This is a genomic window from Waterburya agarophytonicola KI4 (genome assembly GCF_020640915.1).
In the GTDB taxonomy this organism is placed as follows: Bacteria; Cyanobacteriota; Cyanobacteriia; order Cyanobacteriales; family Xenococcaceae; genus Waterburya; species Waterburya agarophytonicola.
Genome location: NZ_JADWDC010000017.1, coordinates 13107 through 26943, shown reverse-complemented (window position 1 = coordinate 26943; position 13837 = coordinate 13107). Strand labels below are relative to the sequence as shown.

The 13837-nt window shown below is 40.7% G+C and carries 14 protein-coding genes; 11 read left to right on the top strand and 3 right to left on the bottom strand.

Annotated elements, in window-relative coordinates; all coding sequences use genetic code 11:
• The first annotated feature begins 206 nt into the window (after positions 1 to 206).
• The 5 genes from I4641_RS09085 to I4641_RS09065 all read left to right on the top strand — a co-directional run bounded on the left by I4641_RS09085 (position 207) and on the right by I4641_RS09065 (position 4607).
• On the top strand, positions 207 to 1829 hold the full coding sequence (locus tag I4641_RS09085; RefSeq protein ID WP_229640170.1) for an ABC transporter substrate-binding protein: 1623 nt from the start codon (positions 207 to 209) through the stop codon (positions 1827 to 1829).
• Positions 1830 to 1840: 11 nt separating this feature from the next.
• Entirely contained in the window at positions 1841 to 2671 is an 831-nt protein-coding gene (gene ntrB, locus I4641_RS09080) for a nitrate ABC transporter permease (RefSeq protein WP_229640169.1), read from the top strand.
• Entirely contained in the window at positions 2668 to 3552 is an 885-nt protein-coding gene (locus I4641_RS09075; RefSeq protein ID WP_229640168.1) for an ABC transporter ATP-binding protein, read from the top strand. Before ntrB ends, I4641_RS09075 begins: the two co-directional genes overlap by 4 nt.
• A 57-nt stretch (positions 3553 to 3609) precedes the next feature.
• Positions 3610 to 4053, top strand: a complete 444-nt coding sequence (cynS, locus tag I4641_RS09070; protein WP_229640167.1) for a cyanase — start codon at positions 3610 to 3612, stop codon at positions 4051 to 4053.
• A 107-nt stretch (positions 4054 to 4160) separates the two neighbouring features.
• On the top strand, positions 4161 to 4607 hold the full coding sequence (locus tag I4641_RS09065; RefSeq protein ID WP_229640166.1) for a nuclear transport factor 2 family protein: 447 nt from the start codon (positions 4161 to 4163) through the stop codon (positions 4605 to 4607).
• Positions 4608 to 4644: 37 nt separating this feature from the next.
• Here I4641_RS09065 and I4641_RS09060 read toward each other — a convergent pair whose 3' ends face one another.
• The 3 genes from I4641_RS09060 to I4641_RS09050 all read right to left on the bottom strand — a co-directional run bounded on the left by I4641_RS09060 (position 4645) and on the right by I4641_RS09050 (position 8953).
• Positions 4645 to 5595, bottom strand: a complete 951-nt coding sequence (locus tag I4641_RS09060; RefSeq protein WP_229640165.1) for an NAD-dependent epimerase/dehydratase family protein — start codon at positions 5593 to 5595, stop codon at positions 4645 to 4647.
• A 279-nt stretch (positions 5596 to 5874) separates the two neighbouring features.
• Entirely contained in the window at positions 5875 to 6735 is an 861-nt protein-coding gene (locus I4641_RS09055; protein WP_229640164.1) for a sulfotransferase family 2 domain-containing protein, read from the bottom strand.
• 16 nt (positions 6736 to 6751) lie between these two features.
• Entirely contained in the window at positions 6752 to 8953 is a 2202-nt protein-coding gene (locus tag I4641_RS09050) for a phosphoketolase family protein (protein WP_229640163.1), read from the bottom strand.
• Positions 8954 to 9074: 121 nt separating this feature from the next.
• Here I4641_RS09050 and I4641_RS09045 point away from each other — a divergent pair, with 121 nt between their 5' ends.
• The 6 genes from I4641_RS09045 to I4641_RS09020 all read left to right on the top strand — a co-directional run bounded on the left by I4641_RS09045 (position 9075) and on the right by I4641_RS09020 (position 13820).
• Positions 9075 to 9611 (top strand): shikimate kinase, encoded by a 537-nt coding sequence (locus I4641_RS09045; protein WP_229640162.1) that lies wholly within the window; start codon positions 9075 to 9077, stop codon positions 9609 to 9611.
• A 22-nt stretch (positions 9612 to 9633) separates the two neighbouring features.
• Positions 9634 to 10524 carry an acetylglutamate kinase gene (gene argB, locus I4641_RS09040; protein ID WP_229640161.1) on the top strand — a complete coding sequence of 297 codons (891 nt, stop codon included), beginning with the start codon at positions 9634 to 9636 and terminating at the stop codon, positions 10522 to 10524.
• Positions 10525 to 10850: 326 nt separating this feature from the next.
• Positions 10851 to 11369 carry a C-phycocyanin subunit beta gene (gene cpcB / locus I4641_RS09035; protein ID WP_229640160.1) on the top strand — a complete coding sequence of 173 codons (519 nt, stop codon included), beginning with the start codon at positions 10851 to 10853 and terminating at the stop codon, positions 11367 to 11369.
• A 121-nt stretch (positions 11370 to 11490) separates the two neighbouring features.
• On the top strand, positions 11491 to 11979 hold the full coding sequence (gene cpcA, locus I4641_RS09030) for a C-phycocyanin subunit alpha (protein WP_229640159.1): 489 nt from the start codon (positions 11491 to 11493) through the stop codon (positions 11977 to 11979).
• Positions 11980 to 12097: 118 nt separating this feature from the next.
• On the top strand, positions 12098 to 12913 hold the full coding sequence (locus I4641_RS09025) for a phycobilisome linker polypeptide (RefSeq protein WP_229640158.1): 816 nt from the start codon (positions 12098 to 12100) through the stop codon (positions 12911 to 12913).
• A gap of 46 nt (positions 12914 to 12959) precedes the next feature.
• Positions 12960 to 13820, top strand: a complete 861-nt coding sequence (locus I4641_RS09020) for a phycobilisome rod-core linker polypeptide (RefSeq protein ID WP_229640157.1) — start codon at positions 12960 to 12962, stop codon at positions 13818 to 13820.
• Positions 13821 to 13837: the final 17 nt, after the last annotated feature.

Sequence of the window (13837 nt, the reverse complement as noted above, 5' to 3'; positions counted from 1 at the left end):
GTTAAAAACAAAAACAAAGCAAGTGTTTGCGATTATATATCCTAGCGTAGTTATCAATTCGATAATTACCCACCTTTTCTGTTGTTTAAATTAGTAAATCTATTTTTTCTACATATTCAATCTAATTTTAATTACGTAAAAATTGCTACATTTTTTTAATCCACAAAAGGTTCTAATTACTTAACAGCAAAATATTAATTAAAGCTATGGTAATTTCTTTAAATACAAATTCTATAAATAAAGAAGTTAATCTGAGTGGATTGAATACACCATGCAAAGATTGTGGTGGTTTGCATCTTACCGACGATCACTGGAAGTTCATGGGAGATATGCCTCAAGATCCAGTAGATATGATTGACGACTTGGCAAAGATGGGGATTTACAAACCCAATGCCTTTAAAATGGCGGATACAGTTAATGCAGCCGACTTGCGTCAGACTTTGTTACTCAAGATGGCTGGGAAGGGCGATCCAAAACGAGAAAGATTAGTCTTAGAACTCTGCAAACAGGCGGGAGGTATAGATAATGCTTTCGCTGCTGCATTTGGACACAAGGCTGGCGAGTTTTTCGGTGATACCATTCGTGCTGGAGACTTTAGTCGTCGTCGCTTCCTCAAAAATTTAGCAGTAGGTGCAGCTTTAGTTACCTTAACCAACTGCGCCCCCTCACCAGGAGATGATGCGGCTACAGATACTTCGGACGCCCCTGCTGGTGCAGATAATTTAGAGAAAAAAGACTTAAAAATTGGCTTTATTCCGATCACCTGCGCCACACCAATTATTATGTCCGAACCCTTGGGCTTTTATAAAAAATATGGCTTTAATGCCGAAGTAGTTAAAATGCCTAGTTGGGGTGCGGTCAGAGATTCGGCGATCGCAGGAGAACTAGATGCCTATCATATGCTTGCACCTATGCCGATAGCTATGACCTTGGGACTGGGTTCGTCTTCCTTTGGGGTAAAGCTTGCTAGTGTAGAAAACATCAACGGACAGGCGATTACTGTTGCTAATAAGTATAAAGGCAAAATAAATGGCCCTGCCGACTTCAAAGGTTTTAATATTGGCGTACCTTTCCCCTATTCAATGCACAATCTGTTGCTGCGTTATTACTTAGCTACGGGAGGCATAGATCCTGATAAAGATGTCAAAATTCGTGCTGTACCGCCACCAGATAGTATTGCCCAGTTAGTAGCAGGAGATATTGACGCATACTTAATGCCCGATCCTTTCAATCAAAGGGCAGTATATGAAGAAGCTGGTTTTATTCATAAATTGACTAAGGAAATATGGCCAGGACATCCTTGTTGTGCCTTTGCTGCCAGCGATGAATGGATATCTGCCAACCCCAATACCTTTAGATCGTTAAACAAAGCAATTATTGAAGCTGCTGGCTATGCCCAAGATCCTGCTAACCGCCCCGAAATTGCTAAGGCGATATCGGAAAGAGCATTTCTCAATCAGCCTGTAGAGGTAGTAGAGGCCGTATTAACGGGTAACTTTGACGATGGTTTGGGTAATACTCAGTCAATTCCAGATCGCATTGGTTTCGATCCCTATCCCTGGCAAAGTTTTGCTAACTGGATTTCCTCTCAGTTAGTGCGTTGGGACTTGCAGGGAGATGGTAAGGTGCAAACTGCGATCGCCGATGGTAAATACGAGGAAGTAGGTAAAAAAGTCTTTATGACCGACTTAGCCAGGGAATTAGCCACGGAAGTGGGACAAACCCCTCCAGCCGAAATTTATCGTACTGAAACCCTTGAATTTGACACCTTCGATCCTGCCAAACCCCAGGAATATGTTGACGAACAAATTAAAAAATATGGCGTTTAAACCAATAACCAATGACTGTACTTAGAACAACGATAAACAAAGAGAAGAAGGAGAAAATACTCGATAACGAAAATGTCCAGGCGTTACTGCTGTTCTTGCTTTCATTAGGAATTTTCCTCCTATTTTGGGAAATGGGTGCAAAGCTAAAAATATTTTCCAAAGGAATGCCCACTGCATCTTTAACCATCAAAGAATTATGGTATTGGGTAACTCATCCTTTTTACAAAAATGGCCCTAATGATATGGGTATCGGCTGGAATTTATTAATTAGCTTGAGGCGAGTTGCCATCGGCTATACTCTAGCTTCTCTAATAGCAGTACCTTTAGGTATTTTGGTCGGTATTTCTAAGGTGGCGTTTAAAGCCTTTAATCCTTATTTCCAACTCCTAAAACCCGTGTCTCCCTTAGCTTGGCTGCCCCTAGGACTGTATATCTTCCGCGATTCGGAATTGACAGGTATTTTTATCATTACCATCGCTAGCATTTGGCCTACCTTAACCAATACAGCTTTTGGGGTAGCTAACGTCGATTCGAGCTATCTTAATGTCTCCAAAACCCTTGGTGCATCTAGATGGCGCACGATTTTCAAAGTAATTATTCCCGCTGCATTGCCTAACATTATCTCTGGGCTGCGTATCAGCATGGGAATATCCTGGCTGGTAATTGTAGCTGCCGAAATGCTTTTGGGTACGGGACTGGGCTACTTTATCTGGAATGAATGGAACAACCTTTATATTCCAAATATTCTGGTAGCTATCTTTATTATCGGCATTGTGGGAATTGTCCTCGATCAAATCTTTGCCTATCTAGAAAAAATAGTTTCTTTTGGTAAGCAATCATGAGTACTTCATATTCAACAAATAATCAAACTGTGACTACAAACAGTGCAACCGAATCTCAGATATCTTTGCGTCATATATCGAAGATGTTTCCTGGTAGGAGTGGTTGGCTAAATAAAATTACTGGTCAAGCAAGTTCGGATTTTGTGGCGATCGAAGATATTAATCTCGACATCGAACATAATACCTTTGTTTCCATTATTGGCCCTTCTGGATGTGGTAAGTCTACCCTACTAGATATCATTGCGGGTTTGAGTACTGCTAGCAGTGGCGAAGTATTAATTAATGGACAAGTAGTAGATAAACCTGGGCCCGATCGCGGTATGGTATTTCAAAACTATGCCCTTATGCCCTGGATGACAGTTTTAGGCAACATCAAGTTTGCGGTGGAAACTGTTTTTCCGAAAATGCCTGCAAAACAACAACAGCGAATTATCAAAGAAAATATTCAGCTTGTGGGCTTAACGGGGGCAGAAAAAAAACATCCCCACGAGCTATCGGGAGGAATGCGCCAAAGAGTCGGCATAGCTAGAGCTTTAGCCATAAATCCGCAAATATTGCTCATGGATGAGCCATTTGGGGCTTTAGATGCCCTGACTCGTGGCTTCTTACAAGACGAAATTGAGCGTATTTGGGAACAACAGCGCAAAACTGCCATCATGATTACCCACAGCATCGATGAAGCCTTACTGCTATCCGATCGCATAATTATGATGACCAAAGGCCCCGCAGCCAGAATCGACGAGGTATTAGAAGTCCCCTTCCCCCGTCCCCGCGATCGCACCACCGTCGAAAATCATCCCGATTATCTCAAGCTAAAACAAGAGATGGAAGACCATCTGTATCGGGAAACTAGGGCGGTTGAGGCAGCAAGGATTAAGTAATAAGTAATAAGTAATAAGTAATAAGTAATAAGTAATAAGTAATAAGGAGCAAGAATAATGCTAATCTCAGAAATCACCGAAAAACTATTAGCAGCAAAAAAAGAAAAAGGAATCACCTTTGAAGACTTAGAAAAAGCCGTCGGACTAGACGAAACCTGGATCGCTTCGGTAATCTACCGCCAAGCTAGTGCCAATATGGAAGAAGCTACTAAAATAGTTACTACTTTGGGACTACCCGAATCAATGGCTGAACCCCTAACTATTGCACCCTTAAAAGGATCTCTCGAACCCCAAATCCCCACCGATCCTTTAATCTATCGCTTCTATGAAATCATGCAGGTATATGGCATGCCCATCAAAGCCGTAGTCCACGAAAAATTTGGCGACGGTATTATGAGTGCGATTGATTTCTCCGTAGAAGTAGAGAAAGTTCCAGATCCTAAAGGCGATCGCGTTCAAATAGTAATGTGTGGTAAGTTTTTACCCTATAAAAAATGGTAATTATTTGAAAGATAGAAGTAGGGGGCATGGCGATCGATAATTATAGATAATTATAAAAATGCGATAGCTTAAACAATGCCCTCCAAAAATAATCAGTAATTAGCCCCATGGAAACCAAACCACCCCTACCACCCTTTACCCTAGAAACAGCCAAAGCCAAAGTCCAAGCTGCCGAAGATGGCTGGAATGGTCGCAACCCCGAAAAAGTCGCGCTCGCTTATACCATTGATTCTCAGTGGCGCAACCGTGCTGAATTTATCAACGGTAGAGAAGAAATTATTGCTTTTTTAGAACGTAAATGGGCAAAAGAATTAGACTATCGCCTCAAAAAAAGACTTTGGAGTTTCACCGATAATCGCATCTCTGTATGCTTTGAATATGAATGGCACGATGATGGAGGATTTTGGTATCGTGCTTACGGTAATGAAAATTGGGAATTTGCCGAAAATGGCTTAATGAAGCGACGAGAAGCAAGTATTAATGATGTGCCGATTAAAGAATCAGAAAGAAAATTCCTTTGGGAGAGAAAATCAGATTCTGTCGCACAAACTTAAATAGAATGTCTAATAAAACTATTAAAATAGCTTTGGCTTATGCATATAGTGATTGCATCCATTGCCATTCTTGAGCTAAACCTTCTTGGAGAGAAACTTGAGGAATATAATTCAAAAGCTTTTGTGCTTTAGTCACATCTGCGCTAGTATGACGAGCATCTCCCGCTGCATTATTCGTGTAATCCTTTTTAATAGGATGTCCGGTAACTTGCTCCATAATATCCAATAATTCCATCAAAGTTACTCGACTACCACCACCAACATTAAACACTTCCCCAATAGCTTCGGGGACTTCTCCCGCAGCCAAGTTAGCTGCTACCGCATCGCTAACATAGGTGTAGTCTCTGGTTTGTTGTCCGTCGCCATAAATAGAAATTGCTTCATTATTAATTGCTGCTTTGAAAAATTTATGAAAAGCCATATCTGGTCTTTGACGGGGACCATATACGGTAAAATAACGCAGGGAAGTTACGGGTACGCCAAAATTATGCTGATATAGCCAACACAAACGTTCTCCTGCCAGCTTGGTGATACCATAAGGGGATACTGGTTTAGGACATAAGGTTTCGGGGGTGGGCATAGTTACCGCATCACCATAGATCGAGGAACTTGAAGCATAGACTATTCTTTTCAGAGATTTGACTTGTTTTGCTCCTTCTAAAATTACTTGGGTGGCATTGATGTTTCTTTCCGTATAGTGATGAAAATCTTGTCCCCAGCTAGATCTCACTCCAGCTTGTGCTGCTTGATGATAGACCACTTCTACTGACTGCAAAAGCTTTTGCCAATCGAGATCTTGAATGTTGGCTTTAATTAATTTGAACCCTGGGTATTGTTTTAGGTTAGCTACATTATTCTGTTTTATCTGAAGATCGTAGTAGTCATTGAATTGATCGATGCCAATTACTTCCGATCCTTGTTTTAATAAAGTCTCAGCCAAGTGAGAGCCTATAAATCCTGCTGCACCAGTAACAATTTGAATATTCATTATTATTTACGTTCAAAATTAACTAAAAGTTGTTTATTTTTGAGAAAAATGTTTGATCAAATACAACTTAAATAGCTTATCAAAAGCTAGTAGATAAAATTGAGCATTGACAAAATCTTGTTACCAAGCCAGCAATTCTCATTTTTTTAAGAATAGCGATCGCATTTCTTTTCCAAACTTTTAGATTAGTAGAGCGATCGCTTTATTTAACTCAAATAAAAGAACTGTAGGGAGCGATCGCTCTAGTTTAGAATATAATCGAGCATAATCATATATTTGCTAAAACATCAAGTATTCTTGTGGAAAATTTTCTTGATATAATTTCAGATCTTGCTCATATATCGTCTTAACTTTTTCAATTAATTTATCGGAATAAAGAGATTTCGGAGTTGGACAATATCCATTTGTCTTTAATCTTAAAATATCGCTAGATTTAACCTGAGCATAGTTCTCGTCGTCTACTAATTCAAATTTATTTATTCCATGATTAGTGAGATCACGAGCATCAATTATATCCAAGCCAATTTTCTCATTTAAAGTTTTAATTACCTGTTTAAAATCTTCTAGGCAGAAATAATCATCATACTGTTGATAAACCAAAAAATCGGTTTGTTGTCTCCAGTGAATATCGCCATTAAGTATTGGTTTCTTCGATAAATGATTAACAAAGTCTGTGAAAGAAATATTATCTAACTCAGTTGTTCTCTTAATTAAGTCATAAAAATTCCAGGCAGGGGGATATTTAGAAACTATTTTGTCGAGATATAAACTGGCTAATCTAGCATAGGGACAGCGTAAGATTACAAATGTATAATCTGCCCGAATCAAGTCAGACAGGCTAGCTCTAAACGTTTGATTATTTTTATGTATCCAGTTAAAATCTTGAGAATTATCAATGCAACCATTAGCATAGGCGATGGAAGTTCTCATAGTGCTACAGGCATTTTTGGGAATAAAACTATAAATGCTATTGGATTCATAGATGTGCAAACTGTGATTTTGTGCAAAATTATGAAGTCCATTTTTATTTAAAGCATTATAGTTGGCAGCAGAATATTTTAAAAACCTGACCACAAAACATCTCCAAACAATTTCAAACAACTTTCTAAAATAGAAGATGAGCCGATTGAGATCTCCCATCTTCTATGCAAAAAATCTAACCAATCAATTCTTTCGCTCGTTTAACAAAATTATCAGCAGTAATACCGTTAAACTCCATAATTTGACCAGCACTAGAAGTAGTTTCTCCACGCTTCCAAGCAAAAAGATCACGCTTGCTATTGCTACGCAACATCACGGGTTCTAACATGGCACTCGAACCTCCTGTAACGCCAATTAAGGCATCGCCATCGAACATTGCCGAGAAGTCTGCATCGGAGAGGAAATCGCCATCTTGGGATTGAGTAATAGTATCCCAAGCGGTATCGCTAGAACGATATAGACGACGGGGGTTAATTACAGAGACGATTTTAGAACCAATTCCTTGAGATTTCAACTGTTCGGCTGCTTCAAAGGTAGGAATTAAAGTCATGTCGCCAATGACGGCAAAGACAACAGTTTTATCCCCTGGAGTCTCTTGCAAGACGATCGCGCCTTTATCTAATCCTTCCCTAGTTTGTTCTAGAGTAGTGCGAATTTCCAAAGGAGATTTACTAGCTGTGATCGTAACGCCTTTGTTACTCGTACCTAATGCCCATTCATAACAGGCTTGGATACTGTTGGCATCGCAGGGGAAGAGAGGGAAGACGTTACCGTTACGCATCATTCCTGCAAAGTAGTTTTCCACTTCTGGGCGTTGGTGTGTCCAGCCATTACGCCCTTGTTCTAAAGCCCCTGCGGTAAATAAAGTAATAGTAGAAGGAGTGGGGCGACGTAATTCTGCCATGGCTTGAGTTACAGTTTGCCAGATGGGTAAACCATTGATGGCAAAGGATTCGTAAGAACACCATAAAGTACGCGCGCCAAATAAAGCTTGGGCTGCTGCTAATCCAGCACAAGCATCCTCACTGAGGGGTTCGTATACTTGCCCGTTAGGCTGCTGGAAGTAGGTTTCATCGGTGGTGGGGTGGATGATTTTAAGAGCAGTATTGATGTTATTAATACCTGATGCTGCATTACCGTCAGCGTTTGCTACAATAAAGTTTTTATCTTGTTGTCCTACATAACCTGCGATCGCGCCCATGGCGGTAGTGGCTACTTTCTTATCTCCTCCAACGCTATATTCTTCAAGGGGAATCTTGCCCAAGTCGGGTAGAGGATATTCTTTTTCCGTAACGACGGTTTCTACTGCTGCGCCACCATTAGAACGAAGATAGTTATTACGCACAAGCTGCCAGGCTTCGGGGGTTAATGCCCTTTCTTTTAAAGCAGACATAATATAATCCTTGTCTGCGCTATCTCCTGGGTAGAGGTTATGGGACTGTGCGCCATCTTTATGTACTCCCGATCCTTTTAGTTGTTTGACGATCAAGACGGTTAATGTGCCACCCAACGCAGACTTAGCAGCTTTATCCGTTGCTTCCAATACTGCTTGAGAAAATGCCATTCTAGCTTCAAAAGAGAAGCGAGTACTATTTACATAGTCTCCTGGTTGATTACTATCATCGTAATCTTTAGCATTAACTAAAATTACTTCTGCAAAACCATTACCTTTCCAATAAGCAATCATCTCTTCATTGGTTTTAGTAGAAACCATGCTGTGATGTTCTTGGGAAAAACCATTCCAGACCAAAATTGGTAAGAAATTAGTCACCTGGGGAAAAGAGGTATTAAAGTGACCGAAGCTACTCATAATATAGGGTTCACCCAGACCACCATCGCCGATAGTTACAGGAAATAGTACCCCAGGATGGAGTTTCGCCCCTGCCATAGCAAAGTGTTGTCCTTGTCCTAATGGCCCTGCGGGGTTGAGTAAGCCAGGTATCTGTCCTGAAAGGTGTCCTAATAAACCGTGCATCTCCCGAAAGCGATCGCCCATATCCCGAACAGTATTGATGCCCATCGCTTCTAAGGAAGTATCGAGAAAGACATTACTATAAAAACCAGGAGCATGATGTCCTACTTCAGTAATAATATTTTTATGCCCCAACATCACCAAAGACGCGATCGCATCGGCAATACTGGCAAATCCCCCTGGATGTCCAGACTGTTTGCTGGAAGTGATGTGTAACGTGAGATAGCGCAAAGCATCTGCTGCCAACATGGTTTGATAAACTGCGTTTTTATCTGTGGTGGAAGCGATCGCCGTTTGCCCTTCTTGAATAGCTGGTGTTTGCCCATATTCCTTAAAACCAGGCAAGTCTTCTTTAAAATGTTTAATCCCTTCACAAAAAGCGGGAACGTTAGTGGCAACGGTCATAAATATATTTCCTTCTCTCGATCGAGCTGCTAGTGTTAAGTAAATCTTACAATTTTGGGTGATACTAAAACGACAAGATCTTTCTATTAGTACTATTGGTAAATGTTAATACATAGGATTTATGAGTGATTTATTACAAGGTGTTAGTGTATATTTGATTGGCATGATGGGGGCGGGAAAAACTACTGTAGGTAAGCAACTAGCCAAAGATCTCAACTATCGCTTTATTGACACCGACGAAACCATTGAAGCGATCGCCAAACAACCCATTACAGATATTTTTCAAACAGAAGGAGAAGTTTATTTTCGGGAATTGGAAACCCAGGTATTATCCCAGTTATCAGTATATGCGCGATCAGTCATATCTACTGGTGGGGGCATTATCACAAAACAGACAAATTGGAGTTATCTAAGAGACGGTTTGGTTGTCTGGCTCGATGTAGATTTGGAGATATTAAAGAAAAGATTAGCTCAAGATCAAACCCGACCTCTAGCTGACAAACTAGAGTCATTACTTGAAACTCGTCGTTCTTTATATGCTCAAGCAGATATAGTAACTCCGATTAATTCAGATATTTCTCCTGCGGATATATCTGCCAAAATTATTGAAACTATACCTACCGTGCTTAAATCTCAAGTAAAAATCCCTAATAATTAATTTTTCAATTTCTCAAAATTCTATGGTGTACGATAGCGAATATCTCAAAGAAGCAGCAGCAACCCGCGTCCGTGTCTTAAGTGAAGCTCTACCCTATGTTCAAAAATTTGCAGGTCGCACCATTGTCATCAAATATGGTGGTGCTGCGATGAAGGATGGTAGTCTCAAAGCCAAAGTAATTAACGATGTGGTCTTCCTTGCTTGTGTTGGGGTACGTCCTGTAGTAGTACACGGAGGAGGCCCAGAAATTAATAACTGGTTGCAAAAACTAAATATTGAGCCAGCTTTTAAAGACGGTTTGCGAGTAACCGATGCTGCCACAATGGATGTGGTAGAAATGGTCTTGGCGGGTAGAGTTAATAAAGAATTAGTATCTTTGATTAGCCGTGCGGGAGCTTCTGCGGTAGGACTATGTGGTAAAGATGGCAATATGATTCAAGCTCGTCCCGTAGGTAAAGAAGGAGTGGGCTTTGTGGGGGAAGTTACCAACATCAATACTGATTTAATTGAAACTCTGGTTAATGCTGGCTACGTACCTGTGATTTCTAGCGTGGCTGCCGATGAAGAGGGACAGGCATACAACATCAATGCCGATACAGTAGCAGGGGAAATTGCTGCTGCATTACAGGCGGAAAAGTTGATTTTATTAACCGATACTCCTGGCATTATGTACGATTTTCACGATTCTTCTAGCTTAATTAATAAATTAGATATTCAAAAAGCTAGGGAGCTAATAGACCAAGGAGTTGTTTCGGGAGGTATGATTCCCAAAGTAACTTGTTGCGTACGATCGCTTGCCCAAGGAGTCCGTGCTGCCCATGTTTTAGATGGTCGTTTGCCCCATTCTCTATTACTAGAAATTTTAACTGATGAAGGAATTGGTTCGATGATTGTGGCATCAGAATTGATGTAAGCGATCGCGCTTTTTCCAGACTAATAGCGATCTTGTTGGAATCTTTTATTTCTGTCTTGTGATAAAAACACACAAAACTTTATTTTTTCTCGACATGATTGCACAAGAATTGCACAAAGACTTTGGTTGAATAAATATATCCAAATGTCACTGAATCTCCTGGCTTCAAAAGCTTTGTCGCTTTTTAGTTACATCGTGAAAGTTGAATCAAGCATTGAGCCTCAACTTTTAACTATTCTGCGGATATATAGTTTTCGCGCGGAGTTAGGAATCAGTTTTCTATGTAATTCATTTGGTGCAAATTATAAGATTTAGGAGAAATATTGATGTTTGACGCATTTACCAGGGTGATTTCCCAAGCCGATGCTAGAGGAGACTATCTAAATCAAGGTCAGTTTGATGCTCTCAAAAATATGGTTGCCGAAAGCAACAAACGTATGGATGTGGTAAACCGCATCACTGGTAACTCTTCCGCTATTGTGGCTAATGCTGCTCGGGTTTTATTTTCCGAACAGCCCCAATTAATCGCTCCTGGTGGTAACGCTTATACTAACCGTCGCATGGCTGCATGTTTGCGCGATATGGAAATTATCTTGCGCTATGTGACTTATGCAACTTTTTCAGGCGATGGCAGCGTTTTAGAAGATCGTTGTTTGAATGGTTTGCGTGAAACCTATGTAGCTTTAGGCGTTCCTGGTGGATCTGTAGCTGAAGCAGTTAACAAAATGAAAGCTGCGGCGATCGCTTTGGCTAATGACAAAAATGGTGTAACTCAAGGAGATTGCAGTTCTCTGATGTCTGAAGTATCTAGCTACTTTGATCGTGCAGCAGCAGCAGTCGGCTAGGTCGCTTTGCTCAAGTAATAAGTAATAAGTAATAAGTAATAAGTTATTGCTGGTTTGCTTATACTCAAATTCATTTTTTAGTTAAACATAATAAAAACTTAAATTAAGAGGTACTCTACCCATGAAAACTCCTATCACTGAAGCAGTTTCTGCTGCTGATTCTCAAGGTCGTTTCTTAAGCAGTAGCGAAATTCAAACGGCATTTGGTCGTTTTCGCCAAGCAGGTGCTAGTTTAGAAGCTGCCCAAGGATTAACTGGAAAAGCAGACAGCCTAGTTAATGGTGCTGCTCAAGCAGTTTATAGCAAGTTTCCCTACACTACTCAAATGGAGGGACCAAATTATGCTTCTTCTCCTGAAGGAAAAGCTAAATGCGCTCGCGATATCGGCTACTATCTACGGATGATCACTTACTGTCTGGTTGCTGGTAGTACTGGTCCAATGGACGATTATTTGATCGCTGGGGTTGCAGAAATCAACGCTACTTTTGAATTGTCTCCTAGCTGGTATGTTGAGGCTCTCAAATATATCAAAGCTAATCATGGTTTAAGTGGCGATCCTGCTGTAGAAGCTAACTCATATATTGAGTATGCAATTAACGCTCTAAGCTAGTTTTTTCTAGTAGCTCGAAATCGCAGATGACTATTAGGCTTGTTTTTGTTTAATGGTTGGCTGTAATTTCGAGCAATTTTTTTTAATGTACCAATCAAAAAATTTAGGAGTATAAGCAATGGCAATTACAGCAGCATCTCGTCTCGGAATTTCTGCTTTTGGTGAGACTAATATAGTAGAACTCCGTCCCAATTGGGATAAAGAAGATGCCAAAATCGCGATCGCCGCAGTATATCGACACGTTTTAGGCAACGACCATTTGATGAAATCAGAACGTCTAAAGGGTGCAGAATCGCTTCTAGCAGATGGTTCGATTCCCGTCCGCGAATTCGTAAGGGCGGTAGCAAAATCGGAACTCTATAAAGCAAAATTCTTTTATAACAACTATCAGATTCGTACCATTGAGTTGAATTTCAAGCATTTACTCGGTCGCGCACCTTATGATGAATCAGAAATTATCGAACATCTAGATTTATATCAAAACCAGGGTTTTGAGGCAGATATAGATTCTTATATTGATTCAGAAGAGTACGTACAGAACTTTGGCGACAATATTGTCCCTTACTATCGCGGTTTTTCCACTCAAATAGGACAAAAAACCGTTGGTTTCCCTCGGATGTTTCAACTTTATCGTGGTTATGCCAATAGCGATCGCGCTCAAGGCAATGCAGGTAGCCCTCGCTTGACCTACGATTTAGCTCGCAACACTGCCACTCCTGTGCGTAGTCCAGGGGGTAATGGTTCTCTTTCTGGCACGACCACTACGGAAAGGGGTGGTTTATATCGAGTGCGCGTAACTAAAGGAGGAATCGGACGTTCGCCCCAGATACGTCGTAGTTTGCAGGAATATGTCGTTCCTTATGAAAGACTTTCGGCAACGCTGCAAAAGCTTAATAAACAAGGTAGTCGAGTCCTTAGTATTACTAACGCTTAACTCGGTTATCCCAAATAAAAATAATAGATTTAGGAGAAATAAATAAGTGGCAATTACAACAGCAGCCTCTCGGTTGGGAGTTTCTGCTTTTAGCGACCAAGAACCGCTAGAACTACGTCCTAATTGGACTCAAGATGATGCTAAGACGGTAATTAATGCCGTTTATCGGCAGGTTTTGGGCAATGATTACATTATGCAGTCCGAGCGTTTGACCGCTACGGAATCTTTGCTGTGTAATGGTTCGCTGACGGTGCGAGATTTTGTCCGTGCAGTAGCTAAATCAGAACTCTACAAGACTAAATTTCTCTATGACAATTTTCAAACTAGAGTAATTGAGTTAAACCTCAAGCACTTGTTGGGACGAGCAGCCTATGATGAGTCAGAAGTTATTTATCATCTCGACCTTTATCAAACTAAGGGTTATGAAGCAGATATTGATGACTATATCGACTCAGCGGAATACAATGCCAATTTTGGTGACAATATAGTTCCTTACTATAGAGGTTTTGCGACTCAACAGGGACAGAAAATGGTAGGTTTCACCCGTATGTTCCAAATGTATCGGGGTTATGCCAATAGCGATCGCTCTCAAATAGCTGGTAAGACATCTCGCTTGGCTAAAGAGTTGGCTCAAAATGGAGCGTCTGCGGTAGTTGCACCCTCAGGAGGAAGTGAAGGTTGGGCTTATCAAGAGTCTAGTCAAGGAAATGCGCCTGTCAAAGCTTTCAGAAATGCCAATCAAGATAATCGGATTTATCGCATTGAAATATCGGCGATGTCTTTGCCTCGATATCCCAAGGTGCGTCGAGTTAGTCGAGCCATTTTAGTTCCTTACGACCAACTTACCTCTACGTTGACAAAAATCAATAAAATGGGCGGTAAGATTGCCAGCGTCACTTTAGCCTAGGAATCAATTTAGTTATT

Excerpts from the sequence above, each read along its gene's own strand:
- I4641_RS09085 (WP_229640170.1), top strand. The coding sequence starts at position 207 with ATGGTAATTTCTTTAAATACAAATTCTATAAATAAAGAAGTTAATCTG.
- ntrB (WP_229640169.1), top strand. The coding sequence starts at position 1,841 with ATGACTGTACTTAGAACAACGATAAACAAAGAGAAGAAGGAGAAAATA.
- I4641_RS09075 (WP_229640168.1), top strand. The coding sequence starts at position 2,668 with ATGAGTACTTCATATTCAACAAATAATCAAACTGTGACTACAAACAGT.
- cynS (WP_229640167.1), top strand. The coding sequence starts at position 3,610 with ATGCTAATCTCAGAAATCACCGAAAAACTATTAGCAGCAAAAAAAGAA.
- I4641_RS09065 (WP_229640166.1), top strand. The coding sequence starts at position 4,161 with ATGGAAACCAAACCACCCCTACCACCCTTTACCCTAGAAACAGCCAAA.
- I4641_RS09060 (WP_229640165.1), bottom strand. The coding sequence starts at position 5,595 with ATGAATATTCAAATTGTTACTGGTGCAGCAGGATTTATAGGCTCTCAC.
- I4641_RS09055 (WP_229640164.1), bottom strand. The coding sequence starts at position 6,735 with ATGGGAGATCTCAATCGGCTCATCTTCTATTTTAGAAAGTTGTTTGAA.
- I4641_RS09050 (WP_229640163.1), bottom strand. The coding sequence starts at position 8,953 with ATGACCGTTGCCACTAACGTTCCCGCTTTTTGTGAAGGGATTAAACAT.
- I4641_RS09045 (WP_229640162.1), top strand. The coding sequence starts at position 9,075 with ATGAGTGATTTATTACAAGGTGTTAGTGTATATTTGATTGGCATGATG.
- argB (WP_229640161.1), top strand. The coding sequence starts at position 9,634 with ATGGTGTACGATAGCGAATATCTCAAAGAAGCAGCAGCAACCCGCGTC.
- cpcB (WP_229640160.1), top strand. The coding sequence starts at position 10,851 with ATGTTTGACGCATTTACCAGGGTGATTTCCCAAGCCGATGCTAGAGGA.
- cpcA (WP_229640159.1), top strand. The coding sequence starts at position 11,491 with ATGAAAACTCCTATCACTGAAGCAGTTTCTGCTGCTGATTCTCAAGGT.
- I4641_RS09025 (WP_229640158.1), top strand. The coding sequence starts at position 12,098 with ATGGCAATTACAGCAGCATCTCGTCTCGGAATTTCTGCTTTTGGTGAG.